Genomic DNA, 26,172 nt, shown 5'->3' on the forward strand with positions numbered 1-26,172 from the left:
CGTCCGGCCGGCCGTCACCGGGCGCCGGCGGCCCGGCGCTTGTTCCAGATGTCGAACGCCACCGCGACGAGCAGCACCAGGCCCTTGACCACCGACTGGACGGACTGGTCGACGCCCATGAGCTGCATCCCGTTGCTCATCACCGCCATGATCAGGCCACCCACCATGGCGCCGACCACGGTGCCGACGCCGCCGGTGACGGCAGCGCCGCCGATGAACGCCGCCGCGATCGCGTCCAGCTCGAACATGTTGCCCGCCGCCGGCTGGGCCCCGTTGGACCGGGACGAGTAGATCACGCCCGCCACGGCGGACAGGAAGCCCATGTTCACGAAGATCCAGAAGTTGACCCGCTTCACCCGTACGCCGGACAACATCGCCGCGGGCAGGTTGCCGCCGATCGCGTACACCTGACGGCCGAACACCGTACGGCGGGTGAGCAGGCCGTAGACGAGCACGAGCACGGCGAGCACGATCAGCACGATCGGCAGGCCCCGGGCGTGGGCGAGCTGCCAGGCGAACCACATGACCACGGCGCCGACCACCACGATCCGCAGGACGAACAGCGGGAACGACTCCACCGGCTGCTCGTGGCGCACCCGGGCGACGCGGGTGCGGAACACGCTCACCGCGTACCCGACCACGGCGAACGCGCCGATGAACAGCGTGAAGGCGTCGAAGCCCTGGCCGCCCAGCAGTCCGTTGAGGAATCCGGCGGCGACCCGCTGGTACTCCTCGGGGAACGGTGACAGCGAGATGTTGTCCAGCACGCGCAGCGTCAGGCCACGGAACAGGAGCATGCCGGCCAGGGTGACGATGAACGCCGGGATGCCGGCGTACGCGACCCAGAGCCCGTGCCACGCGCCGACCGCGACGCCCACCGCGAGCGCGGCCAGGACGCCGGCCCACCAGGGCATGCCCTCGCGGATGACGAGAACCGCCGAGACCGCTCCGGTGAGCGCCACCACCGATCCCACGGACAGGTCGATGTGCCCGCCGATGATCACGATGACCATGCCGATCGCGAGCACCAGGATGTAGGAGTACTGAAGGACGATGTTCGTCAGGTTGCCGGGGCTCAGCGAGACGCCGTCGGTGAGGACCGCGAACAGCGCCACGATCACCACCAGGGCGATGTAGATGCCGCTCTGCCGCAGGTTGCCCAGGATCAGCGCACGCGGGTCGCTGGTGCCGGTGTGCAGGGTCGCCGCCGCGCCGGTGTCCGGGGTGGCGATCTTCGAGGCGGGGGGAGGCTTCGTGCTGGTCATCGGACGAGATCCCTGTCCTTGGTCATGAGTTCCATCAGGTTCTCCTGGGTGGCCTCGGCCACCGGCATCTCCCCGGTGACCCGGCCGGCCGCCAGGGTGTAGATGCGGTCGCACATGCCGAGCAGCTCGGGCAGTTCGGAGGAGATGAGCACGACGGCCTTGCCGTCGGCCACCAGCCGGTTGACGATCGTGTAGATCTCGAACTTCGCGCCCACGTCGATGCCCCGGGTCGGCTCGTCGAGGATCAGCACGTCCGGGTCGGTGAACAGCCACTTCGCCAGCACGACCTTCTGCTGGTTGCCGCCGGAGAGCTTGCCCACCACGGACATCACCGTCGGCGCCTTGATGTTCATGTCGCGCCGGCCCCGCTCGGCGACCTGGATCTCACGGTTGCCGTCGATCCAGCCGCGCCGGGCCAGCTTGTCGAGCGCGGCGGCCGAGATGTTTCCCCGCACGTCGTCGATGAGGTTGAGGCCGTAGTGCTTGCGGTCCTCGGTGGCGTACGCGATGCCGTTCGCGATCGCCTCGGCCACCGTCCGCGCCCGTACCTCGCGGCCCCGGACGAAGAGCCGGCCGCTGATGTCGCGGCCGTACGCCCGGCCGAACACGCTCATCGCCAGCTCGGTGCGCCCGGCGCCCATCAGGCCGGCGATGCCGACGACCTCCCCGGCCCGTACGTGCAGCGAGGCCCGGTCGACGACCAGGCGGTCCTGCGTCGGGTGGCGCACCGACCAGTCCTCGATGCGCAGCACCTCGTCCCCGGGCGTCACGCTGCGGGTCGGGTAGAAGGCGGCCAGGTCGCGGCCGACCATGCCGCGGATGATCCGGTCCTGGGTGACGGCGCCGTCGGACATGTCCAGCGTCTCGACGGTACGGCCGTCGCGGATGACAGTTGTCGAGTCGGCGACGGCGGTGATCTCGCCGAGCTTGTGCGAGATCATGATGCAGGTGATGCCCTGGTCGCGCAGCCGGCGCATCAGGTCCAGCAGGTGCGCCGAGTCGATGTCGTTGAGGGCCGCGGTCGGCTCGTCGAGGATCAGCAGCCGCACCTTCTTGGACAGCGCCTTGGCGATCTCCACGAGCTGCTGCTTGCCGACGCCGAGCTGGATGACCGGGGTGACCGGGTTCTCGTGCAGCCCGACCGACCGCAGCAGCGCCGCGGCCTCCGCGTTGGTCCGGTGCCAGTCGATGAGCCCGCCGCGGCCGCGGCGCTCGTTGCCGAGGAAGATGTTCTCGGCGATCGACAGGTACGGCACCAGGGCGAGTTCCTGGTGGATGATGACGATGCCGCGGGCCTCGCTGTCCTGGATGCCCCGGAAACCGACCGGCTCGCCGTCGAAGACGATCTGGCCGTCGTAGCTGCCCGCCGGGTAGACGCCGGACAGCACCTTCATCAGGGTGGACTTGCCGGCGCCGTTCTCACCGCAGATCGCGTGGATCTCGCCGCGCCGTACGGCGAGCGAGACGTCCTGGAGCGCGGTCACGCCCGGGAAGGTCTTCGTGATGCCACGCATCTCGAGGATGTGATCGCTCATGGGTATCCGTCCTGCTCGTGGTCGTGGTGTCCGGAGCGGACGGGCCCGGTGGCGCGGGTGGCCGCCGGGCCCGTCGCCGCGGGTCAGCCGGCCCGGCCCGCGGCGACCTCCTGCTCGGTCAGGTAGCCGGAGTCGATCAGGACGGACTTGATGTCCTCCTTGTAGACGGTCTGCACCGGCAGCAGGAACGCCGGCACGACCTTGACGCCGTTGTTGTACGCCTTGGTCTCGTTGGCCTTCGGCTCCTCCTTGCGCAGGAACGCCTCGGCGGCGATGACCGCCTGTTCGGCCAGCAGCCGGGTGTCCTTGAACACCGTCGAGCTCTGCACGCCGTCGTTGATGAGCTTGACCGAGGCGACCTCGGCGTCCTGGCCGGTCACCACCGGCATCTTCTTGGCGCCGCCGCGGTAGCCGGCGTTCTGCAGCGCGGTGATGATGCCCCGGGACAGGCCGTCGAACGGCGAGAGCACGCCGTCGACCTTGCTGCCGTCGTTGTAGCTGGAGGTGAGCAGGTCCTCCATCCGCTTCTGCGCGGTCTCCTGCTGCCAGCGCAGGATGGCGGCCTGCTCGATCTTGGTCTGCCCGGACTTGACCTTCAGCGTCCCGGCGTCGAAGTACGGCTTGAGCGTGTCCATCGCGCCGTTGAAGAAGAACCCGGCGTTGTTGTCGTCGAGCGAGCCGGCGAACAGCTCCACGTTGAACGGGCCGGTCGCGGTGCCCTTGGCGCCGTCCTTGGTGAGCAGGCCGAGCCCGACCAGGAGCGCGTTGGCCTGCGCCACGCCGACCTTGTAGTTGTCGAAGCTGACGTAGAAGCTGACGTTCGGGCTGTTGCGGATGAGCCGGTCGTAGGAGATGACCGGGATCTTCGCCGCCGCGGCGGCCTGGAGCTGGCCGCTGAGCGCGGTGCCGTCGATCGGGGCGATGACCAGCACGTCCGCGCCCTGGGTGATCATCTGGTCGATCTGCTGCGACTGGGTCGGGATGTCGTCCCCGGCGTACTGGAGGTCGACCTTGTAGCCCTTCGCCTGGAGCTTCTCCTTCACCGAGTTGCCGTCGGCGATCCACCGTTCCGAGGTCTGCGTCGGCATCGAGACGCCGATCGTCAGGTCGCCGGGCTTGGCCGAGCTGGTGTCTCCGCCGCCTCCCGCGCCCTCGCCGCTGCAGGCGGCCAGGCTGATCGCGAGCGCGGCACCGCTGAGTGCGGCCAGAAGTCGTCTGCGCACGAGCGTCCTCCCTGTCGTGGCGGTCCCTGTGACACAGGTAACCCTCACGGGGAGTGTTAACGCTCACAAGTTGCCCCGTCAACCAATCGCGCGAAATGCGCATGTCTCTTTCTCGTAACAGAGACGGCAGTCCAGGTCGGACGGGACGGCGTGGCGGGGCACCGCGGGGGCGACGGCGCACCGCCCCCGCGGTGGCCCGGCTCAGGTCGCGGAGCAGGTGGGCGTCATGCCCGATCCGCTGCCGTTGCCCTGGAACCCGAACTCGGTGCTCTGACCGGCGCCCAGCTGGCCGTTGTAGTCGACGTTGGTGAACCGCACCGTGCCGCTGTTACCGCTCGCGGTGGCACTCCAGGTGTTGGTGATGCTCGCGCCGCCCGGCAGCGTCATGGTGACAGTCCATCCCCGGGTGCCCGACGAGCCGGCTGTCACCTTCACGTTGGCGACGAAGCCACCGGTCCAGGAGTTCAGCGTCACCGATGCCGTACACCCGCCCTGACCCGGCGGCGGCGTGGTCGGGTTGTTCGGCGGCGGAGTCGTGGTCGGCGGCGGGTTGTTCCCGCCCGCGTTGAGCGCGTCCAGCACGGCGTTGTACGCCGCCTTCTTGTTGCCCGAGCAGTCGAACAGCAGCGCGTTGTCCGAGCCGCGCCACGAGTCGCAGTCCCGCACGCCCCACACCGTGATGCCGGTGCAGCGCGACACCGCCAGGCAGGCGCGGGTGACGGCGGCGTAGATGTTCGCCTGGTTGCCGCCGGTCATCACGTCCAGCTCGGTGATCTGCACCTCCACGCCCAGGTCCGCGAAGCGCTGGAGGTTGGCCTGGTAGTCACCGGGAAGCGTGGTGCCCAGGTGCGACTGGAAGCCGACGCAGTCGATCGGCACGCCACGCGACTTGAAGTCGCGCACCATGTTGTAGATGCCCGTCGACTTCGCGTTGATGCCGTCGGTGTTGTAGTCGTTGTAGCAGAGCTTCGCGCCCGGGTCCGCGGCGCGGGCCGCCCGGAACGCGGCCTCGATCCAGTCGTTGCCGGTGCGCTGCAGGTTCGAGTCGCGACGCCCGCCGCTGCCGCCGTCGGCGAACGCCTCGTTCACCACGTCCCAGGCGTAGATCTGCCCTCGGAAGTGGGTGGCGACCTGGGTGACGTGGTTGATCGCGGCGTTGCGCAGCGCGCTGCCGGACAGGCCCTGCGCCCACGACGGCTGCTGCTGGTGCCAGAGCAGCGCGTGCCCGCGCACCGACATCCCGTTCGCGCGGGCGTGACTGACCAGCCGGTCGCCGCCGCCGTAGCTGAACCGCCCCTGCTGCGGCTCGGTGGCGTCCCACTTCATCTCGTTCTCGGCCACCACGGAGTTGAACTCGCGGTTCAGCACCGTGGCGTACGTGTTGTCGGACAGCTTGCCGGTGGCGACAGCGGCGCCGAAGTAGCGGCCCTTCTCGGCTGCCGCCGCGCGCAGCGTGGTGCCGGCGCTCGCGGCCGGCGCCAGGGCCACCGCCATCCCGGCGGCGAGCGCGCCGGCCAGGATGCCGGTGGTCAGCAAGGCTCTCTTTCGTCTCATGCGGATTCCTCTTCCGGGGGTTGCGCGATGGTGGTGGTGCGACTCCTCGACCCCCGCGTCCGGTGGCGGTGGTGTCGAGGTACGACCAGCGCGGCTCGCCCGGTGAGCCTTGCGGCGCTCGTGCCCTGCCATCGACTGTGAGCGATAACATCCCCCGGCGTCAACCCCTGCGGGCACCCCGGTCCTAGGGGTACACGTCCTCGTGCGCCTTGCGGTAGTCGGCGATCTCACCCAGCCGTCCGGCGGCGGCGTGCGTCACCCACGCCGGGTTGCCGAGCAGCGCGCGACCGAGCGCCACCAGGTCGAACTCCCCGTCCGCCAGCCGCGCGGTCAGGCCTGCCACCGACTCCGGACCGTCCGGGCGCAGGAAGTCCCGCCGCAGCCCGACCGAGCCCACGGTGATCGACGGCAGACCGGTGAGACGCTTCGCCCATCCGGCCAGGTTCAGCGCCGAGCCGGGGAACACGGGCTGCCAGAAGCGACGTTGCGAGGCGTGCAGGACGTCCGCGCCGGCCTCGGCGAACGCGGTGAGGATCTGCGCCAGCTCGGCCGGGCTCTCGGCGATCCGCGCGTCGAACGCCCGCTCCTTGAACTGGGAGAACCGCACGATCACCGGGTGACGCGCCGGGACCTGCGCGCGTACCGCACGCACCACGGCCGCCGGGAACGCCGCCCGCCGCGCCGGTGAGCCGCCGAACGCGTCGGTCCGGCGGTTCGTGTACGGCCACAGGAACTCGTCCAGCAGGTAACCGTGCGCGGCGTGGATCTCGATCGCGTCGAACCCGGCCCGCACCGCGACCCGTGCCGCGTCCGCGTACGCCGCCAGCAGCACGTCCGCGTCCGCTGCGGTCATCGCGTGCGGCGCCGGGCGACCCGGCTCGCGTACCCCCGAGGGGGTCCACGCCGGACGGCCGTCCACCGGCTCGCGCAGGCTGCCCAGGTGCCACAGCTGCGCGGCGATCCGGCCGCCGGCGGCGTGCACCGCCTCGACCACCCCCCGCCAGCCGGCCTCCACGGCGCCGGCGGTCATCCGGGGCACCGTGTCCTCGTGCCCGGCGCTGGGATGGTCGACCAGCACGCCCTCGGTGACGACGAGGCCGATGCCCGCCGCGGCGCGGCGCCGGTAGTAGTCGGCCATCTCCGGCGTCGGCACGCCGCCCGGCGCGCGGTTACGGGTCATCGGCGCCATCACGAAGCGGGACGGCAACGACAGTCCGGCGACGGTGACGGGTGCCAGCAGCGGCGCCACCGGCGATGCGGTGTCCAGGGTCGCGTTCATGACCCGACGCTAGGAGTTGACACCGGTGTCAAGGGCAAGCGCTCAGGCGGCCGGATCCCGGGTGTCCTCGGTCACGCTCATGTCGGACACCACGTCGTCGAGCACCGCGACGGCGTGCGCGAGCCGTGCCATCTCCGCGGTCATCCGGGTCCGCTCCTCCCGCAGCCGGTCGGTGAGCCACGAGGTGCGGATCTCCGGATCGGTCACGCAGGGCAGCAGCTCGGCCATCCTGCGGCTGCTCAGGCCGGCGTCGAACAGCCGCTGGATGAGCCGGACCCGGTCCACCGCCGACTCGGCGAAGACCCGCTGCCCGCTCGCGGTACGCATGGCGGCGAGCAGGCCCTGCTGCTCGTAGTACCGGATGGACCGGGCACTGACCCCGGTACGCGCCGACAGCTCCCCGATCCGCATCGTGCCCTCCCGCTCGCCGAACCTCCATCATCGAGCATGCCGCGCCGGTCAGGACAGCAGCTCCACGTACCCGTCGCTGCCGTGCACCCGGATCCGCCCGCCGTCGCGGATCAGCCGGGTCGCGTCCGGCACCGCCACCACGGCCGGCAGGCCGTACTCCCGGGCGATCACCGCGCCGTGCGTCATCAGGCCGCCCACCTCCGTCACCAGGCCCGCGGCGCCCACGAACAGCGGCGTCCAGCTCGGGTCGGTGTGCGCGGTGACGAGGATGTCGCCCGGCTCCAGGTCGGCGCCGGCCAGGTCCGTCACGACCCGCGCCCGTCCCTCGACGACGCCGGCCGAGACCGGCAGCCCGACCAGGGCGCCGGCGGGAGCGTCGTCGCGCCGGTACGAGCCGTTGATCGCCTCGCCCTCGGAGGTGAGGACCCGGGGCGGAGTGAGCGCCTGGTGCGCCCGGAACTCCTCCCGGCGCCCGCGGATCAGCCCGGCGTCGACCCGGCCCGTGGCCGCGACCTCGCGGAACTCGTCGAACGTCAGGTGGAAGACGTCCTCGGCGGCGGCGAGCACACCGGCGCGGGCGAGCCGGCCGGCCTCGGCCATGAGCGCCTGCTTGTAGACGGCGTAGCGGCTCACGATGTCGTACTTCGGGTACTCCCGGTAGCCGACGAACGTCCGTACCCGCTCGATCATCGCCTGCGTCTCGGCGGCCTTGCGCTCACCGTCGGGCAGCGCGCGCAGGCGGTCGAGCACCTCCCGTGCCTTCGCCTCGGCCCGCTCCCGGCCCTGCGCGAAGCGGCGCGCGGCGGCGCCCGGGGCGAAGTTGCGGACGTTGTCCAGGATCAGCGGCACCAGCGTGGCCGGGCGTTCGCTCCACCTCGGCCGGGTGATGTCGATCTCGCCGACGCAGCGCATGCCGTACCGGTCGAGGTAGCCCTCGATGGCCTCGCGCGCCTCCGGGCCGCCCGGCAGCTTCGGCAGGTCGTCCAGGAACCCGTCGTCGGCGACCTCCCGCAGGAACGCCACCACCTCGGGGTACGCGCGGATCACGTCGGCCACGTCGAGCAGCGCGAGCCCCATCTCGGAGGTGACGTTGCCGGGCGCGGACAGCGTGAGCGTGTCGGCCGCGTCGCGCTCGCCGAGCCACTCCCCCAGCTTGTCGTTGAGCCACCAGGTGGCCTGCATCCCCGCCATGATCGCCTGACCGCTCAGCGGATCGGTGAGCACCCGCTTGTGCTCGGCGAACGCCTCGGTCAGGAAGTCGAACAGCTCGGGTCCGGACCGGGTGCTGATGTCGCGGCGCAGGGCGGCGACGGACGCCTGGCTGCGCTCGACGAGCGTGGCGACGATCGCCGGGTCGGTGTCGACCGGCTGTGGCGGCCCGCCCGCGGGCGGGCCGGCCGGGGCCGGGTCCGGCGCGACCGGCAGGACGTCGCGGGCGAGGACCGTCTCCAGCGCGTCCCGGGTGAGCGGGTCGGCCCGGCCGATCATGCCCAGGAACGCGGTACGGCCCGCCGGGGTGGACAGGTGCGGCGTGGCGTCGACGAACAACCGGCTGCCCGCCTCGTGCATCGGCGCCATGGCGGTGAGCCGCCACATCGACAGGCCCAGCGGCTTCATGGCGTCGGTCATCATCTGCTGGTGGCCGACCGACAGGTAGACGTGGAACCGCCCGTCGGCGGCGGCCGCCGGCACCGGGAACAGCGTGGTGATCGGCCGGCTCTGCAGGATGTGGACGTCGTCCCCGGTCACGGCCCACTCGATGTCCTGCGGTCGGCCGAAGCGCGCCTCGATCCGCCGGCCCAGCGCGGCGAGGCGTACCGCCTGCGCGTCGGTCAGCGCGGCAGACGCCTGCCGCGCCGGGTCGACGGGAGTCTCCCGGGTGCCGCCGCCGGGCGCCGCGTGCACCGCCCGTGACTTCGCGCCGATCGCCCGGCCCACCACCGCGCCGTCGCGCACCGTGAAGACGTCCGGGTTCACCAGTCCGGAGACCAGGGCCTCGCCGAGACCGAAGCCGGCCTCCACCGACACCACCGTCCGGTTCCCGGTGACCGGGTCGGCGGTGAACATGACCCCGGCCGCGTCCGGGAAGACCATCCGCTGCACCACCACGGCCATGTCCACGGCTCGGTCGTCGATGCCGTGGCGCCGCCGGTAGGTCACCGCCCGGTCGGTGAACAGCGAGGCCCAGCAGCGGCTGACGTGCCGCAGCACCTCGGCCGTGCCCACCACGTTCAGGTAGGTGTCCTGCTGGCCCGCGAACGAGGCGGTCGGCAGGTCCTCCGCCGTCGCGCTGGACCGCACCGCGTACGCCGCGTCCGGACCGAGCCGGGACAGCGCGCCGGTGACCGCCGCCGCCACGTCGGCGGGCAGCGCGGTCCGCTCGACGGCGCGACGGACCTCGGCGGCGGCCGTCCGGATCGCCGCCGGGTCGTCCGCGTCCGCGCCGGCTAGCCGCTCCAGCGGGCCGGCCAGCGACGGCGCCCGCGCCACCAGCCGGAAGGCGTCCGTCGTGACGCAGAAACCAGGAGGTACGCGCACCCCGTCGATCCGCGTCAGCGCCCCCAGATGCGCGCCCTTGCCGCCGACCGCGCCGATCCGCGTCTCGTCGACCTCGTGCAGTTCCCACACGTACCGTCCGGTCATGCCGTGCCCCCGTTTTCGCAGCTCAACCCGCATCGGCCGATGATTGTGCGGCACGACCGGGGCCTTGCGGCAAGACCCGGGGTGCGATATATGTTGATAGTGGCGAGGAGATCTGTCTCCTTGCCTTTCGTTTTGCGGTCGTCACGTCTCCCTGCCCTGACCCGCCGCCGTCACGTGAGTCAGATCTCCCCGCCCCGGGTGGAGTGCCGGGGGCGCCACGGGGCAAGAAGCGACCACGGGGCCGCGGTGCGACGCGGCCCGGACGAGCGGGATCGGGTGGGGTGGGGGAGACTCGTGCGATGAGCGGCGCTGACACCGACCCGCGTACGCGTGCCGACGTCTTCGCCGTCGACGGTGAGATCGGGCCGGACCTGGCGCGGATCGACTGGTCGGCGCACCCACTGGGCCCGCCGGACACCTGGCCGCAGAGCCTGCGGACCGCGGTGCGGATCCTGCTGTCCTCCCGGTTCCCGATGTGGATGGCCTGGGGGCCGCAGCTCACCTTCTTCTGCAACGCCGCCTACCGGCGGGACACGCTCGGCCGCAAGTACCCGTGGGCGCTGGGGCGTCCGGCGAACGAGGTGTGGGCGGAGATCTGGGACGACATCGGCCCCCGCGTCGACACCGTCCTGCGCACCGGCGAGGCGACCTGGGACGAGGGGCTGCTGCTGTTCCTGGAGCGGGCCGGCTACCGCGAGGAGACGTACCACACGTTCTCCTACAGCCCGTTGCGCGCCGACGACGGCAGCCTGGTCGGGATGCTCTGCGTGGTCAGCGAGGACACCGAGCGGGTCATCGGTGAGCGGCGGATGGCCACGCTGCGCGACCTCGGCTCGGACCCGAGCGTCATCCGCACCGAGCAGGAGACGCTCGCGTTCGTCAGCCGCCAGCTTGCGCGCAACCCGCAGGACCTGCCGTTCACCCTCACCTACCTGTACGACGACGACGGCGGTGCCCGGCTGGTGGAGGCGACCGGGCTGGCGGCGGACCACCCGGCGGCCCCGGCCACGCTGTCCCCCGGCGACCCGGCCGCCCCGTGGCCGGCCGGCGCCCTGACCGAGGGCGATTCGGTGCGGGTCGCGCTCGACGGCCCGGCCTTCACGGACCTGCCGGCGGGTGTCTGGCCCGCCGCGCCGACCGAGGCGCTCCTGATGCCGCTGCGGCAGCAGGGCGGGGCGCCGTACGGGTTCCTGGTCGCCGGGCTGAACCGCTACCGGGCGCTGGACGACGGGTACCGCGGCTTCGTCGAGCTGACCGCCGGGCATCTGGCCACCGGCATCGCCAGCGCCCGCAGCTACCAGGCGCAGCAGCGGCGGGCCGAGGAGCTCGCCGAGCTGGACCGCGCGAAGACCGCGTTCTTCTCCAACATCAGCCACGAGTTCCGCACCCCGCTCACCCTGATCATGGGCCCGCTGGACGAGCTGCGCGGCCGGATGCAGGGCGCCGACGAGCGGGTCCGCGCCGAGCTGGACGTGATCCGCCGCAACGGGCTGCGCCTGGGCAAGCTGGTCAACAGCCTGCTCGACTTCTCCCGGATCGAGGCCGGGCGGATGCAGGCCCGCTACGAGCCGGTGGACCTGGCCGCGGTGACCGCCGACCTGGCGAGCGTCTTCCGGTCGGCGATCGAACGGGCCGGCCTCTCCTTCGAGGTGGACTGCCCGCCGCTGTCCGAGCCGGTGCACCTGGACCGCGGCATGTGGGAGAAGGTGGTGCTGAACCTGCTCAGCAACGCGCTGAAGTTCACCTTCGACGGCACGATCCGGGTGGAGCTGCGCGACGAGGGCGACTCGGCGGTGCTGCGGATCTCCGACACCGGCATCGGCGTCCCCGCCGACGAGATGCCGCGCCTGTTCGAGCGGTTCCACCGCATCGAGAACGCCCGCTCCCGTTCCGACGAGGGCAGCGGGATCGGCCTCGCTCTGGTCAAGGAGCTGGTCATGCTGCACGGCGGCGACATCGACGCGGACAGCGCGGTGGGCCGGGGAACCACCTTCACGATCCGGTTGCCGTTCGGCACCGCGCACCTGCCCGCCGACGCGCTCGCCCCGGCGGGCAGCGGCCGGACGCCGGCGTCGGCCGAGCCGTTCGTGCAGGAGGCGCTGCGCTGGCTGCCCGCCGACCCGGGCGACGCCGTCGGCGGGGACACCCAGGCTGACGGGCCGGTGCAGCCACTGCCCGGCGGGGCGCCGGCCCGCGTCCTGGTGGCCGACGACAACGCCGACATGCGGGAGTACCTCACCCGGCTGCTGCGCTCGGCCGGGCACGAGGTGCAGGCGGTCGCCGACGGGCGGGCCGCGCTGGACGCCGCCCGCGCGCACACCCCCGACCTGGTGGTCAGCGACGTGATGATGCCCCGGCTCGACGGCCTGCAACTGGTGGCCGCGCTGCGCGCCGACCAGCGCACGGCCGGCACTCCGGTGCTGCTGCTGTCCGCCCGCGCCGGTCAGGAGGCCTCGATCGAAGGGCTGGAGGCCGGCGCCGACGACTACCTGGTCAAGCCGTTCCCGGCCGCCGAGCTGCTGGCCCGCGTACGCGCGAACGTGGAGCTGGCCCGGCTGCGCAACCACCACGCCCGCTGGCGTACCGCACTCGTCGACTCGTTGCAGGAGGCGTTCTTCGTCTGCGACGAGGACGGCGCGGTCGTCGAGATCAACGCGGCGTTCACCGGCATCCTCGGCTACGGCACCGAAGGGCTGCCGTACCCGGCGGTGCACCCGTGGTGGCCGGACCGGGAGGCCGAGCCCGAGGCGCACCGCCGGGTGGCGGCCGCGTTCTCGACGCTCGTGGGGCAGACGCGGGGCACGTACACCGTGCCGGTCACCCACCGCGACGGGCACCGGATCTGGATCTCGGCCGCGTTCAACCAGGTCGACGACCCGGACAGCGGCCGCCGGATGATCGTCGGCACGTTCCGCGACGTGACCGCCGAGCACTACGCCGTGCAGCGGGAGACCGCCCTGGCCGGGCTCAGCATGCGGCTGTCGCAGGCGGACGACCTCACCGACGCGCTGCTCGGGGTGCTGGACGAACTGCGCAAGCTGTGGCGGGCCGCCGGTGTGCTCACCGCCGTCTTCGGCGACCTGCCCGCCCCCGAGGTGACCGCCACCGACCCGGCGGCACGCTGGGAAACGTTGCCGCAGGAGCGCCGGCAGGCGTTGCTCGCGCTGCGGGACACCCCGCTGCTGACGCCGGTGGCGACGCGTACGCACGGCGCCGGGATCGCCGTCGAGCACCCGTACGGCACCATGGCGCTCTGGATCGACCTGGGCGAGAAGCGGCCCTTCACCGAACAGGACCAGACCCTGCTGGCGCTGCTGGCCGGCCACATCGGCCAGGGGCTGCACCGGGTGCACCAGATCGACCAGCAGCGGGAGACCGCGCTGGCCCTGCAACGGGCCATCCTCGGTCCGGCGCAGCTGCCCGCCGGCTTCGCGGTCCGGTACTCCCCCGCCGCGATGCCGCTCAAGGTCGGCGGCGACTGGTACGACACCGTCGAGCTGCCGGACGGGCGCATCGGCATCGTGGTCGGCGACTGCGTGGGCCACGGCCTCCAGGCCGCGACGGTGATGGGGCAGCTGCGCAGCGCCTGCCGCGCCCTGCTGTTGCAGGACCCGAGCCCGGCCCGCACGCTCGTGGCCCTGGACCGGTTCGCCGCGCTACTGCCCGGCGCCTCCTGCGCCACCGTCTTCTGCGGTGTGCTGGACCCGGCCACCGGCCTGATGCGCTACTCCAGCGCCGGCCACCCGCCGGCCATCGTGGTCCGCGCCGACGGCACTCCCGAGCTGCTGCAATACGGCCGGTCCCGGCCACTTGCCGTACGCCCGGGCCAGGAACGCCCGGAGGCGGAGGCGACGGTGCCCCCACGCGCCACCCTGATGCTCTACACCGACGGCCTGGTGGAACGCCGCCGCCAGCCGATCACGGCCGGCATCGCCCGCGCCACCGACGCCATCCAGCAGGGACACCACGCGCCGGTCGAGATCCTGGCGACCGAGATCATGGAACGACTCACCCCGGACGGCGGCTATCACGACGACGTGGCGCTGCTGCTCTACCGCCACCCCGGGCCGCTGGAGCTGGAGTTCCCGGCCGAGTCGACCCGGCTGGCCGAGGTCCGCACAGTGCTGCGGGGATGGCTGGACCGCTGCGGGCTTGCCCCGGCCCACGCCTACAACATCCTGGTGGCGGCCGGGGAGGCGTGCGCCAACGCGATCGAGCACGGGCACCGCGACGATCCGGGCGGGCGGATCCGGCTGCGCGCCGCCGCCACGGCCGGCAACCTGCGCCTGAGCGTCACCGACAGCGGCCGGTGGCGAGACCGGAACCGGCCCCCCGACCCGCACCGCGGCCGGGGACTCGTGCTCATGCGCGCGCTGATGGACGACATCAGCGTCACCCCGGGGGCCACCGGCACCACAGTCGACATGCAGGCGAGGATCACGCCATGAGCACGTCTCTGACCCTGACGACGAGCGACAGTCCCGACGGCGCCCGCGTGCTGGCCGCCGTCGGCGAGATCGACATGAGCAACGCGTCCACCTTCGCCGACGCGCTGGCCGAAGCGGTACGCCCCGATGGTGAGCCTCTGGTCGTGGACCTCACCAAGGTGGAGTACCTGGACAGCGCCGGGCTGGCCGCGTTGTTCCCGCACGCCGACCGGATCACGCTGATCGCGGGCCCGCTGCTGGAGCCGCTGCTGACCATCTCCGGGCTGGCCGACCTCACCACGGTCCGCAGCGCCTGACGCCGTCGCGGCGTCAGGCGCCGTCGCGGCGTCAGGCGCCGTCGCGGCGTCAGGCGCCGTCGCGGCGTCAGGCGCCGTCGCGGCGTCAGGCGCCGTCGCGGACGATCACCAGCGGCGAGTGGGCGTGGTGCAGCACCGCGTGGCTGACCGAGCCGAGCAGCAGCCCGCCCAGGGCGCCACGGCCGTGCGCGCCGACCACCACCAGCTGGGCGTCCTTCGACTCCTCCACCAGCACCCGGGCCGGGGCGCCGCGGATCGACCGCTGCCGCACCGGCACGTCCGGGTAACGCTCGGCCCATCCGGCGATCGACTCGGCGACGACCCGCCGGGACTCCTCGGCGAAGGCCTCGGGGTCGTACACCAGCGGAAGGATGTCGCCGGGGCCGATCGGAACGGGGTACAGCCAGGCGTGCACCACGATCAGCGACGCGCCCCGGCGGGCGGCCTCCTGGTACGCGAACCCGACCGCCGCGGTGGACAGCTCGGAGCCGTCCACACCGACCACGACCGGGCCGTCGGCGCGCGCCTCGCCGCGTGTCACCAGCACCGGGCAGTGCGCGCGGGCCGACACCTGGAGCGTGACCGAGCCGATCAGCAGGCCGGCGAACCCGCCCAGCCCGCGGTGACCGAGCACGATCAGCGCCGCCTCGCGGGACTCGGCGACCAGCACCGCCGCCGGCGCGCCGTCGACCACCACGCCGGTGACCGGCACCTCCGGGGCGACCTTGCCGACCTCGGCGACCGCCTCGGCGACAACCCGTTCGGCCTGGTTGCGCAGGCCGGCGCCGGCGGGCGCACCCGGGGCCGGAGTGAGCGGCGCGCGGGTCAGCGGCCAGATGAACGCGTGCACCACCTGCAGCGGCCGGTTCCGGTCGGCGGCCTCGCGGGCGGCCACCCGGACCGCGTCCAGCGACGCGGCGGAGCCGTCCACGCCCACCACGACGGGGGCCTGCGAGTGGATCGTCATGACGTCCTCCTTCACTCGTCCTCAGCCTGCCCGTCCGGCGGCCGGCCCGGCAGGGCCGGCGGTCCCGGCGTGGGGGTCGTTGGTCCCGGCCCGCGGGGCGTTGCTCCCGCGGAAGCGGCGGGTCAGCCGCAGCACCAGCCCGGGCAGCACGCCGATCGCGGCGCAGGCGAGCAGGTCGAGCGCGCTGAGCGGGGACGTGCCGAGCAGCTCGCGCAGCGGCGGCAGCAGCACACCCGCCACCTGGAGCACAGCGGAGATCGCGACCGCCACCGGCAGCGCGAGGTTGCGCTCGCGGGAGCCCGGGGTACGGATCGCGCGGACCGCCAGCGCCACGCCGAGCTGGGCCAGGCCCAGCACCACGAACACCACCGACTGCCACGGCCGGTCGGCCGCCGCGGCCCACACCCCGGCGCCCAGCGTCGCCGCGGCGATCAGCCCGCCGGTGACCAGCACGTCCCGGCCCAGGCCGCCGCCGAGCACCGACTCCTGCGGCGAGCGGGGCGGCCGGCGCAGCGTGCCCGGCTCGGCCGGCTCCGCGCCGAGCGCCACACCGGGTACGCCGTGGGTGAGCAGGTTGATCCAGAGGATCTGCGCCGGCAGCAGCGGCACCGGCAGGCCGAACAGCGGGCCGAGCAGCATCACCGCGATCTCGGCGACGCCACCGGCGAGGGCGTACCGCAGGAACCGGCGGATGTTGTCGTAGATCCGGCGGCCCTCGCCGATGGCGGTCGCCACGGTGGTCAGGTCGTCGTCGACGAGCACCAGGTCGGAGGCCTGCCGGGCCACCTCGGTGCCGCCGCCCATGGCCACGCCGATGTCCGCGCGGCGCAGCGCCGGGGCGTCGTTGACGCCGTCGCCGGTCATCGCGACCACGTGCCCCTGGGTCTGCAGGCCGGCGATGATGTCGAGCTTCTGTTCCGGCTGGGTCCGCGCGTACACCCGGGTCTCGGGGTGGGCGCGGCCGGGGTCGCCGTCGTCGCCGTTGGCCAGCGGGTCGCCGTCGCGCCAGAGCCCGAGCCGCCCGCCGATGGCGGCGGCGGTCGCCGGGTGGTCGCCGGTGATGAGGACCAGCCGGATGCCGGCCTCCTCGAAGCCCGCGGCGATGCCGGGTGCCGCCGCGCGCAGCGGGTCGCCGACCGCGACCAGGCCCAGCGGGCGCAGGCCGGCCGGCCGGGCCGGGTCCGGCGGGGTGTCGACCACCGCCGAGGCCACCGCCAGCACCCGCAGCCCTTCGGTGGCGAGCCGGTGCGCGGCGTCGGTCAGCTCGGCCAGTTCCCCGGCGTCGGCGTCCACCAGCGGCGCGGCCAGCAGGTTCTCCGGCGCGCCCTTGCAGACCACCAGGTAGCGCCCGTCGCAGCGGCGGTGCACCGTGGTCATCCGGCGCAGGTCCTGGTCGAACGGCGCCTCCGCCACGCGGGGCCAGGCGTCGCGGGTGGTGTCCGGGTCCAGCCCGCAGCGGGCGCCGAACGTGACCAGCGCCGCCTCCAGCGGGTCACCGATCGCGGTCCACTCCGGCCGCTCGTCGGTCGGCGGCGTCACCGTGGCGTCGTTGCAGAGCAGCCCGGCGCGGGCGAGGGCGCGCAGCTCGTCCGGGGCGCTCACCGGTTCGCCCCGGTGGTGCACCTCGCCGTCGGGCGCGTAGCCGGTGCCGGTGACGGCGTAGCGGTCGTCGCCGGGGACGACGGCGTACTGCACCGCCATCCGGCCCTCGGTGAGCGTGCCGGTCTTGTCGGAGGCGATCACGGTGACCGAGCCGAGGGTCTCCACGGCGTGCAGCCGGCGGGGGATGGCCCGGCTGCCGGCCATCCGGCGCGCGCCGAGGGCGAGCGCGAGCGTGACGACGGCGGGCAGCGACTCCGGCACGGCCGCCACCACGAGGCTGACGGCGGTGACCGCCATCTGCGTGACCGGCCGCCCGTCGAGCACGCCGATGGCGAAGACCAGCCCGGAGAGCACCACGGCGGTCAGGCCGAGCACCCGGCCGAGCGAGGACAGGCGCCGTTGCAGCGGGGTGGGCGCCGGCCGGGTCGCCGCGACCAGGGCGCTGATCCGGCCCAGCGCGCTCGCCGCGCCGGTGCGCACCACGGTCCCGGTGGCGCGGCCGGTGGTGACCACCGTGCCCGCGCTGACCTCCTCCCCCGCGACCCGGGCCACCGGCACCGACTCGCCGGTCAGCGCCGACTCGTCGAGGCTGAGGCGTACCGCGTCGGTGAGGTCCAGGTCGGCGGGCACCACGTCGCCGGCTTCCAGCCGGACCAGGTCGCCGCGGACCAGGTCGGCGGCGGGCAGCACGAGGTCACGGCCGTCGCGGACCACGCGCGCGGTCGGTGCGGCGAGCCGGTCCAGCGCGGCGACGGCCCGGTCGGCGCGTACCTCCTGCACCACGCCGATCGCCGTGTTGATCAGGACGACCAGCACGATCACGGCGGTGTCCGGGTAGTCGCGCAGCAGCGTGGTCACCACGGCGGCGGCCAGCAGGAGCGCCACCAGCGGGTCGGTGAGCTGGCGGAACACCCGGCCGGCCAACCCGCGCTTGCGCGGCGCGGCCACGGTGTTCGGCCCCTCGGCGCGCAGCCGGGCGGCCGCCTCGGCCGAGCCGAGCCCGGTCGCGGGAGCCGGAGAGATCTCGGTGGGCGTCGTCGCTGTAGCGGGCCCGCCGTTGATCACCACATCGTCCTCCATGTCGTCGCCGCCCACGCCGGGCAACCCCAGCATGCCGCGTGGGCGGGCCCGGGTCGCAGGGCCGAGGGCCTGTCGGACCCGGGACCAACGGCCCCCGCGTACGGGGCGGCGCGGCGCCCGGTTCGCCGGTACCGTCGGCGCGGTGAGCCGGACACTCAGCGCCACCGGGCCGAACCCTCCGTCCCGTCACCGGGGGATCCGGTGGACGCTCGCGGTGCTCCTCGTCGCGTCGGCCGGATGCGGGAAGGGGATCGGCGAGGAGAGCGGCGACACGCTGGCGCGCGACGCCGCGGCCGTGGAGGCGAAGCAGCTCAACACGGAGCTGGGGCACCGCAACCGGGTACGCAACGCCGGGTCGATCGCGGCGGCCGAGATCGTCCGGGAGCCGCGGGACGCCGCGTCTGGCGGTGGTGCGACGGTCCGGCGGGAGGCGCTGGCCTGGTCCGGCCGCACCGCCGGGGACGAGCGGGCCACAGTCGACGTGCGGTTCGTGGTGACGGTGCCGGAGCAGCCGCCGGTGTCGATCGGCGGCGCGAGCAACACCGCCGGTGAGGCCGCCCGCTGCTACCGGTACGAGTTCGAGCTCTACCGCTACACGACGTACCACGAGATCGACTGTCCGAGCGGCCCCGCTCCCCCGCCGCCCACCGCCGCGCCGGTGCCGAGGGTGCCCGAGGACGGGCGGCAGCGGCTGACCGCCGTGCTGCGCACCGCCACCCCGGAAACGCTGGCGGGCGCCGTGCGGGCGGCCTTCCCGCAGGACTGGATCACCGTCGACACGACGGTGCACGAGGGCGCGCTCGTCGCCGCCGTCGGTGTACCGGCCGAACGGGACTGCCTGCTGCTCGTCCGCACGCCGGCCGGGAAGATCGAATCCCCCGGGTACGACCGGATCTGGCTGGAACCGGGCGAGACCGGCTGCCGGACGGGCCTGTACGTCGCGCCGCCGCGCTGACGCACCGGTTTGCCGCGCGGCCGCCGGGGCACCTGACGGTCATGACTGATCCGCAGCAGTTCCAGCGACAGCAGGAGGGCGCGCTCGAGCGCGGGCAGGTGTTCCAGGACGCCGAGGGGCGGCGTACCCGGGATCCGGGTGCCGGGGCGGAGAACGCGGAGAGCGAGGCCGACCGCAACGCCGAGCACCTGGCGCGCGGCGAGGTGGGCCCGGGCGTCCCGGAGGACTGACGCCCGACGCAGGGGTGTCAATGTAGCGTTGACGGGTGAGCCTGGCCCGCCTGTCCGAGATCGTCGCGGCCCGGGCCCGGCTGGACGACCGCGAACTCGACCTGATCGACCGGGCCCGACACGACGGCGCCACCTGGGCCGAGATCGCGCGGGCGCTCGGCCTGGGCAGCCGGCAGGCCGCCGAGCAGCGCCGGCAACGCCTCGTGGCGGCCCGGCGGGGCCGCCTGGCCGCGCTCGACCCGGCCGCCTCCCCCGACGTGCCGGCGCTCCGAGCCGCAGTCGCCGACCTGCACCGCTGGATCGGGACGGACCGCTCCTGGGACGGCCGTTTCCCCCGCGCGGCGTTGACGCGCCGCACCTGCCTGCTCGCGCTCGACGCACCGGCAGGGCCGCTGTACGCGCTGGCCACGCACCTCGCCGGCGATCTGGCCGGGGCCGGGCGCCGGCTGCCCGCGCCGGTAGGCGACGCCGCCCGCCGCATCACGGCAGTACTGTCAACGGAACATTGACGCACGCGGAAGCCATTGCCGCACCCTGACTCAACTCCCGAGGATGAGTCCTCCAGGCTCAACCCTCGGGGGACTCATGCGCCGCAACGCGTTCCTGTTCGTGGCCGTCTCGCTGCTGTCCGGCCTCGGCGGCAGCGCCATGGCCCTGGTCTCCGGCATCTGGATCCTCGATCTCACCGGCTCCACCGGGCTCGCCGCGCTGGCCGGTCTCTGCGTCTACGCGCCGACGCTGGCCGGACCGTGGCTCGGCGGCCTGCTCGACCGGGTGCCCCGGCGCCGGCTGGTGATCGGCGTCGACCTCGCGCTCGCCGCCGCGTTGCTGAGCCTGCTGGCGGTACGGGGGCCCGGCCAGGCGTGGCTGATCTACGCCGTCTCGCTCGCCTACGGCGTCGGCTACGTGCTCGTCGACGCCGGCGAGACCGCGTTGCTGCCCGCCGCGCTCCCCCCGGCCCGGCTGGCCGACGTCAACGGCTGGCGGTCGAGCGCGCAGGAGGGCATGAAGCTGGTGGCGCCGCTGGCCGGGGCGGGCCTGTACGCGTGGCGGGGCGGGCACGTCGTCGCGGTGCTCGCCGCCGCCGTACCGGTGCTCGCGGCCGCCCTGTACGGCGCCTTGCGCCTGACCCGGACCGTCCCCGCTCCCCCGGCCGCACGCCCGGCGGGAGTGCGGGACGGACTCGCCGCGCTCCTGGCCCGGCGGGCGGTACGCGTACCCGTGACGCTCGCGGCGGTGTCCATCGCGATGTCCGGCTTCACCACCGCGGCGCTGTACGACGTGGTGGTGACGGACCTGGCGCTGCCCTCGACGTTCCTCGGTGTGCTCGCCAGCGCGCAGGGCGCCGGGTCGCTGCTCGCCGGGCTCGTGGTCGGCCGGCTCGCCCGTCGCCACGGCGAGATCGCGGTCGGCGTCGCGGGTGCGGTCCTGTTCGCCGCCGGCTGTCTGGGGCGCTGCCTGCCGTGGTGGCCGGGCACCGTGGCCGCCTCGGTGGTGGCCGGTGTGGGTCTGCCGTGGACGCTCGTCGCGGCGGTCACCGCCGTGCAGACGTGCACGCCACCGGCGATGCTCGGGCGGGTCGCCGGGACGGCGAACACGGCGATGTTCGGTCCGATCACGCTCGCCATCCCGCTCGGGTCGGCGGCGGTAGCCGTCGGCGGGCGGCCCCCACTGGTGGTCGCCGCCGTGGTGTGCCTGGCCGCCGCGCTGACAGCGGCCCGGGGCGGAGGCCGCGAAGACGTCATCACCGCGTCGGAGGCCGAGGCCCGGGTCCGGACCTGACCGGATGCGGCCCGTCCCCAGGGGTGAGGGGGACGGGCCGCACGATCGTCAGCGCCAGGTGTCGCTGACGGCCCGGGTGCCGCCGGCCGGCGTGGTGAGCGTCCGGTTCGCGCCGGACTCCCAGATCACCGTGCCGTCCGGGTTCTTCTTGACGTACTTGTACTCGACGGCGGTGTTCGCGGGCAGGTCGACGGTGGCCCGCCAGACCGGGTAGGCGGCGGACGAGAGCGCGACGGCGGCGGCCGGGTTCCAGCCACCCAGCGCCGGTATGTTGCCGACGACGAACACGTTCTGCCCGTAGACGGTGGTCGCGGTGACGGAGAACGTGGTGGCGACCGCCGTGGTGACTGTGTCACCGCGGAACGTCTCGGTCACCGTGTACGTGCCGGTCGCGGGGGTGGTGAACGTCCGGTTCGCGCCGGACTCCCAGGTGACGGCACCGGCGGCGGTCAGCTTGACGAACTTGAACTCCAGGCCGGTGGACCGGGGCAGGCTGACGGTGGCCCGGTAGGTGCCGCCGCCCTGCGCGGCGAGCTTGACGCCGTTCGCGGGCGTCCACGAGCCCAGCTCGGGGATGCTGCCGACGACGTAGACGTCCTGCCCGGCGGCCAGGTTCGCGGCGACGGTGAACGTCGTGGCGATCCGGTCACCCGGGCTGACCGTGGGGGACGCGGTCGGCGAGGCCGTCGGCGACGTGGTCGGCGAGGCGGTCGGGGACGGGCTCGCGCCCGGCCGGGCGTTCACGTGGATCGCGACCGCGTCGTTGGCCGGGACGGTCACTGTGGCCCGGCCGCCGGACACGGTCACCGTGGAGCCGGTGCAGCCGCTGCCGGTGGCGACGCCGGAGATGACGTCGCAGTACCGGCCGTCGGCGAGCCCGGTGACGAAGGTGGCGGTGGTGGCGGAGCCGGAGTCGTTGATGCCGATCCATGCCCGGTCGCCCCGGTGGAAGCCGATCACGTTGCTGTTCACCGTGGTGAAGTCCGAGACGGTCTTCACCGGCCGGGCGGCGTTGGCCCAGCCGACCATGCCCTTGACGCCCGTGGTCCGGCTCAGGCAGTTCCAGGCGGCGCCGCAGACCGTGGTGGTGACCCGTCCGGTGCCGTCGTGCGGCGGGGACTGGTTGCGGTTGGACCAGGTGAAGCTGTCGTAGACCGACGGTTTGCCGTGCGGGTAGGCCAGCGCGAAGTAGTTGGCCAGCACGTAGTCGGTGCCGTTCTTGTACGACAGCACCACGCCGTCGCGCTCCAGGTCGTGGTTGGTGACCATGGAGAAGACGTTGGCGCTCGGCGCGTCGAGGTTCCAGCTCGGCACGTTCGCCAGCGCCGAGATCGAGCCCTGGAACGCCGAGCGGATGCCCTTGGCGTACGCGAAGTCGAGCACGTCGCCGTTGCCGATGTACGCGCGGGCCTGCAACGCCGGGTTGCTCGCCCCGTCGAAGATCTCCTGCGCGACGTAGGGCCGCCGGCCCTCGGCAACGGTGTCGTTCAGCTTGCCGAGGACGGCCGCGAAGTCGTCCTTGCGGATGTGCTTGACCGCGTCGACCCGGAAGCCGTCGACGCCGAGCCCGATCAGATCGTTGAGGTACGCCGCGATCTTGTTCCGGACCGCTTCCTTCTCGGTGTAGAGGTCCGACAGCGACAGCAGCTCGCAGCTGGTCACCTGGGACTCGTTGTTCCAGTCGCTGATCGTGCCGCCGGTCGGGCAGTTGTCGCCGGGGCGGTGGAAGTCGCCGTTGCCGTACGGCACGGCCGGGTAGCTGTAGCCGGAGAACTCGGTGCCGGCGTAGCCGCGCGTACCGGCCGGGTTGTTGGTGCCGGCCATGTGGTTGACCACCGCGTCGACGTAGACGCGCACCCCGGCGTCGTGGCACGCGGTGACCATGGCGGCGAACTGCTGGCGGTTGCCGAACCGGCTGTCCAGCTTGTAGGAGACCGGTTGGTACACCTCGTACCAGGGGTACGCACCGTCGGCGCTGGCGGGTAGCTTCACCGACTCCTGTGGCGGCGCCACCTGCACCGCGCCGTATCCGGCCGGTCCGAGCTGGTCGGTGCAGGCGGCGGCCACCGAGGTCCAGTTCCATTCCCAGAGGTTGGCGGTGACCTCGCTGTCGTTGAGCGCGACGGCGGCGCGGGCGGGGGCGGGGACGGTGGTGGCAGCGGCGACGGCGACCGTGCCGCCGGCCGCGACGAGCGCGGCGGCGAGCAGCAGGCGACCGGCGCGGCCACGGGGGTGTGGCCTGACGGATTGCATGGCTGGGGGACCTCTTCCGTGGGTTCGAAAGGGTGAGCGGGGTGGGGCGGCCGTCCCGGGTGACGAACACGATGCGCCATCCATGAAAGTCTTTGCAATAGCTTGCGGCAAAGTTTTCGAAACCAGCAGGCAACAGGAAGCGGTCCGGATTCGCGGCTACCAGCGGAGATCCACGCTGGACCGAGCGGCCTGCCACCGGTCGCGATTCCCGCTGCGCGGGACGCGGCGAACCGCTTTGCGGGATGCCCGCAACTTCCGAGCAGATTTTCCAACGTTTGCGGGCGGCGACTGCGACGTGAGCCGATCCGGGCCTGCCGCGGGCCGCCGGCACGTACCGTGTCGGTAGATCCCGCTCACGGACGGCTCACCCGCCGTGCCCGTGCGCGCCGTCCCGGCCCGAGGGAGATGCCGTGACCACAGCCGGTGTCCGCCGGTACGCCGTGGCCGGTGCGCCGCTGCTGTGCGACGCCCGGGAACACGGCCTGACCGGCGACGGGGTGACGAACGACCAGCCGGCGCTCGCCGCGCTCGTCGACCGGCTCGGGGACGCGTACGACGCCGACGGCCGGGCCCGGGTGATCTACTGCCCACCCGGGGTGTACGCCGTCCGCGACGCCGCCACCGTCTGGCGCAGCGGCGTGTCGCTGATCGGCGCCGGGCCGGGCGTGACCCGGTTCGTGCTGAGCAACGAGGGCAACCGGGCGCAGCCGGTCCCGCTGGCGTTCCACACCGTCGAGCAGCACGGGGCGAGCCCGGACCGGCACCTCGCCCACTGCACGTTCGCCGATTTCGAGATCGACGGCTCCGGCGTCGCGTCGACCGACTACAACCCGCTGGCGAAAGGGCTGGGGTTGCAGTACGTGACCGGCGGGACGTTCCGCAACCTGTTCATCCACCACACCGCCGCGACCGGGTTCGGATGCGACTTCCTCCAGGACACCGTGATCGAGAGCGTCCGCGTGCTGGAGTGCGGCCGGATGGACGACGGCCTGGAGATGGGCGGCGCCGGTATCGGCATCGGCATCGGCGGGTGGGGGCCGGTCGAGCGGCTGATCATCGCCGACTGCACGGCCGTCGGCAACGCCACGAACGGGATCTTCGTCGAGATGCAGCACGCGGACCGGCCCCAGCCGCGTGGCATCCGGATCATCGGCTGCCACGCCGAGGGCAACCGGTTCGGCATCTCCGACTGGGGCGCCGACGGCCTGATCGTCACCGGGTGCAGCATGGTCGGCAACCTGGAGGCCGGCTTCCAGGTCTCGGCGAAGGGCACCACGGGTGTGCCCGGCCGGGGCGGCCTGCTCACCGACTGCCTGATCGACGGCAACATGCGCGACGGGGTGAACATCGGCAACACCCGGGGCCCGTACACCGTGCGGGGCAACCGGATCACCGGCAACGGCCGCTACGGCTACCACCACCAGGATCTCGGCGAGGGCAACCGGGCCACCGCCGAGGAGATCGTCATCGAGAGCAACGACATCTGGGGCAACAGCCTCGACGGGATCCGGTCGGACCGGCCGCTGCGCGACGCGGTGATCATCAACAACCGCATCCGCAACAACGGCCGCCAGTGCGCCCCGGCCGCCACCGGCGGCGGTGAGTCGGTGCGCTACACCGAGAACACGCTCGTCGACCAGCGGGCGACCTGGCCGGAGGACGGCCACCGGGGCAAGGTGCTCCGCGTCGGGCGGCGCTTCGCGGTGGTCGCCAGCAACGACGGGACCACGCTCGTGCTCGCGTCGAACCGGCCGGGCGTCGCCAGCGCCTGGAGCGCCGACATCCCCGCTCCCGGCACCCCGTACGAGCTGCCGGGCCCGCCACCGAACCGGGCCGGTGTCACGCTGAACGCCACCTGCGACTCGGTCACGGTACGTGGGAACCTGATCCGGGACAGCGGCTCCGGCACGCAGACCGCCGGCATCTGGATCACCGAGCGCGGAAGTTGTCTGAACTGCCGGGTGGTCGAGAACGACCTGGACGGCAACCACACCGCGATCCGCGCCGACACCCCCGCCCTCGGCGGGCACTGGGAGGGCAACCACGGCGACCAGTGACCGCCCCTGGTGTGGGACGGCGGGTTCCGGGTAGGAGCGGGCGTGGGCGACTGGCGGCAGCTGCTGATCCCCGACACCCCGCTGTGGGAGATCGCGCTGCGGGGCAGCGTCGTCTACCTGACGATCTTCGTCCTGCTGCGCGTGCTGCTCAAGCGGGAGAGCGGCAGCACCGGCGTGACCGACCTGCTGGTGATCGTGCTGATCGCCGACGCGGCGCAGGACGCGATGGCCGACGACTACCGGTCCATCACCGACGGCGTGCTGCTGGTCACCGTGATCATCGGATGGGCGTACCTGCTCGACGTGCTGTCCTACCGCTGGCCCGTGGTCGCGCGCCTGGTCAACCCCGGTCCCCTGCTGCTCGTCCGCGACGGCCGCATCCTGCACCGCAACATGCGCCGGGAGCTGATCACCGAGGACGAGCTGTTCAGCCAGCTCCGCCAGCACGGGGTCGAGCGCCTGGACCAGGTCAAGGAGGTGCGGATGGAATCCCAGGGCCAGTTCAGCGTGATCACCCGGGGGAACAGGGAGCGCCGGGGCTGAGCCGGACGCGGGCGAGCCCCGGCCCGTCGCGGCGCGACGGACCGGGGCT

18 protein-coding genes are annotated in these 26,172 nt (G+C 73.3%); 8 read left to right on the top strand and 10 right to left on the bottom strand.

From position 1 onward, the window contains the following. Positions 1 to 14: 14 nt before the first annotated feature. From mmsB to rph, 7 genes are all read right to left on the bottom strand, one after another. On the bottom strand, positions 15 to 1,265 hold the full coding sequence (gene mmsB / locus ACN27D_RS34430) for a multiple monosaccharide ABC transporter permease (protein ID WP_120569487.1): 1,251 nt from the start codon (positions 1,263 to 1,265) through the stop codon (positions 15 to 17). Next, positions 1,262 to 2,800 carry a multiple monosaccharide ABC transporter ATP-binding protein gene (mmsA, locus tag ACN27D_RS34435; protein ID WP_120569486.1) on the bottom strand — a complete coding sequence of 513 codons (1,539 nt, stop codon included), beginning with the start codon at positions 2,798 to 2,800 and terminating at the stop codon, positions 1,262 to 1,264. The genes mmsB and mmsA overlap by 4 nt, the downstream gene beginning before the upstream one ends. Positions 2,801 to 2,883: 83 nt before the next feature. Then, positions 2,884 to 4,023 carry a multiple monosaccharide ABC transporter substrate-binding protein gene (gene chvE / locus ACN27D_RS34440; RefSeq protein WP_071094585.1) on the bottom strand — a complete coding sequence of 380 codons (1,140 nt, stop codon included), beginning with the start codon at positions 4,021 to 4,023 and terminating at the stop codon, positions 2,884 to 2,886. A gap of 201 nt (positions 4,024 to 4,224) precedes the next feature. Then, positions 4,225 to 5,577 (bottom strand): endo-1,4-beta-xylanase, encoded by a 1,353-nt coding sequence (locus ACN27D_RS34445; protein ID WP_252448085.1) that lies wholly within the window; start codon positions 5,575 to 5,577, stop codon positions 4,225 to 4,227. A 184-nt stretch (positions 5,578 to 5,761) separates the two neighbouring features. Next, positions 5,762 to 6,856, bottom strand: coding sequence for a 12-oxophytodienoate reductase (locus ACN27D_RS34450; RefSeq protein ID WP_358171632.1), 1,095 nt, complete (start codon positions 6,854 to 6,856; stop codon positions 5,762 to 5,764). 42 nt (positions 6,857 to 6,898) lie between these two features. Next, complete coding sequence (locus tag ACN27D_RS34455) at positions 6,899 to 7,267, bottom strand: MerR family transcriptional regulator (RefSeq protein ID WP_091417166.1); 369 nt, start codon at positions 7,265 to 7,267, stop codon at positions 6,899 to 6,901. Positions 7,268 to 7,315: 48 nt separating this feature from the next. After that, positions 7,316 to 9,910 carry a rifamycin-inactivating phosphotransferase gene (rph, locus tag ACN27D_RS34460; RefSeq protein WP_421501022.1) on the bottom strand — a complete coding sequence of 865 codons (2,595 nt, stop codon included), beginning with the start codon at positions 9,908 to 9,910 and terminating at the stop codon, positions 7,316 to 7,318. 299 nt (positions 9,911 to 10,209) lie between these two features. On the opposite strand from rph, the gene ACN27D_RS34465 reads away from it, so the two are divergent. Next, positions 10,210 to 14,358 (top strand): SpoIIE family protein phosphatase, encoded by a 4,149-nt coding sequence (locus tag ACN27D_RS34465; protein WP_421501023.1) that lies wholly within the window; start codon positions 10,210 to 10,212, stop codon positions 14,356 to 14,358. Then, a complete protein-coding gene (locus ACN27D_RS34470) occupies positions 14,355 to 14,654 on the top strand; it encodes an STAS domain-containing protein (RefSeq protein ID WP_120569480.1) in 300 nt (99 codons plus the stop codon). The genes ACN27D_RS34465 and ACN27D_RS34470 overlap by 4 nt, the downstream gene beginning before the upstream one ends. An 85-nt stretch (positions 14,655 to 14,739) precedes the next feature. On the opposite strand, the gene ACN27D_RS34475 is transcribed toward ACN27D_RS34470, so the two are convergent. Together ACN27D_RS34475 and ACN27D_RS34480 are read right to left on the bottom strand one after the other, a co-directional pair. After that, a complete protein-coding gene (locus ACN27D_RS34475) occupies positions 14,740 to 15,621 on the bottom strand; it encodes a universal stress protein (protein ID WP_358171627.1) in 882 nt (293 codons plus the stop codon). Between the two features lie 21 nt (positions 15,622 to 15,642). Next, a complete protein-coding gene (locus ACN27D_RS34480; RefSeq protein ID WP_421501024.1) occupies positions 15,643 to 18,336 on the bottom strand; it encodes a cation-translocating P-type ATPase in 2,694 nt (897 codons plus the stop codon). A 109-nt stretch (positions 18,337 to 18,445) separates the two neighbouring features. Between ACN27D_RS34480 and ACN27D_RS34485 the strand changes: the two genes are divergently transcribed. The 4 genes from ACN27D_RS34485 (at position 18,446) to ACN27D_RS34500 (ending at position 21,270) form a co-directional block, all read left to right on the top strand. Then, positions 18,446 to 19,258 (top strand): hypothetical protein, encoded by an 813-nt coding sequence (locus tag ACN27D_RS34485; protein ID WP_421501025.1) that lies wholly within the window; start codon positions 18,446 to 18,448, stop codon positions 19,256 to 19,258. A 41-nt stretch (positions 19,259 to 19,299) separates the two neighbouring features. Continuing rightward, on the top strand, positions 19,300 to 19,488 hold the full coding sequence (locus tag ACN27D_RS34490) for a ribonuclease (protein WP_120569477.1): 189 nt from the start codon (positions 19,300 to 19,302) through the stop codon (positions 19,486 to 19,488). A 35-nt stretch (positions 19,489 to 19,523) separates the two neighbouring features. Beyond that, a complete protein-coding gene (locus ACN27D_RS34495) occupies positions 19,524 to 19,997 on the top strand; it encodes a hypothetical protein (RefSeq protein WP_120569476.1) in 474 nt (157 codons plus the stop codon). A gap of 76 nt (positions 19,998 to 20,073) precedes the next feature. Beyond that, positions 20,074 to 21,270 carry an MFS transporter gene (locus ACN27D_RS34500; RefSeq protein WP_421501026.1) on the top strand — a complete coding sequence of 399 codons (1,197 nt, stop codon included), beginning with the start codon at positions 20,074 to 20,076 and terminating at the stop codon, positions 21,268 to 21,270. A gap of 48 nt (positions 21,271 to 21,318) precedes the next feature. On the opposite strand, the gene ACN27D_RS34505 is transcribed toward ACN27D_RS34500, so the two are convergent. Next, positions 21,319 to 23,523 (bottom strand): carbohydrate-binding module family 20 domain-containing protein, encoded by a 2,205-nt coding sequence (locus ACN27D_RS34505; protein WP_421501027.1) that lies wholly within the window; start codon positions 23,521 to 23,523, stop codon positions 21,319 to 21,321. Positions 23,524 to 23,933: 410 nt separating this feature from the next. On the opposite strand from ACN27D_RS34505, the gene ACN27D_RS34510 reads away from it, so the two are divergent. Beyond that, positions 23,934 to 25,580, top strand: a complete 1,647-nt coding sequence (locus ACN27D_RS34510; protein ID WP_421501028.1) for a right-handed parallel beta-helix repeat-containing protein — start codon at positions 23,934 to 23,936, stop codon at positions 25,578 to 25,580. Positions 25,581 to 25,622: 42 nt separating this feature from the next. Next, the gene (locus tag ACN27D_RS34515) at positions 25,623 to 26,123 is read left to right on the top strand and encodes a DUF421 domain-containing protein (protein ID WP_421501029.1); all 501 of its coding nucleotides are present in this window, start codon (positions 25,623 to 25,625) and stop codon (positions 26,121 to 26,123) included. Positions 26,124 to 26,172: the final 49 nt, after the last annotated feature.

Source organism: Micromonospora sp. WMMD1274, from assembly GCF_049179035.1.
Classification (GTDB): Bacteria; Actinomycetota; Actinomycetes; order Mycobacteriales; family Micromonosporaceae; genus Micromonospora; species Micromonospora tulbaghiae.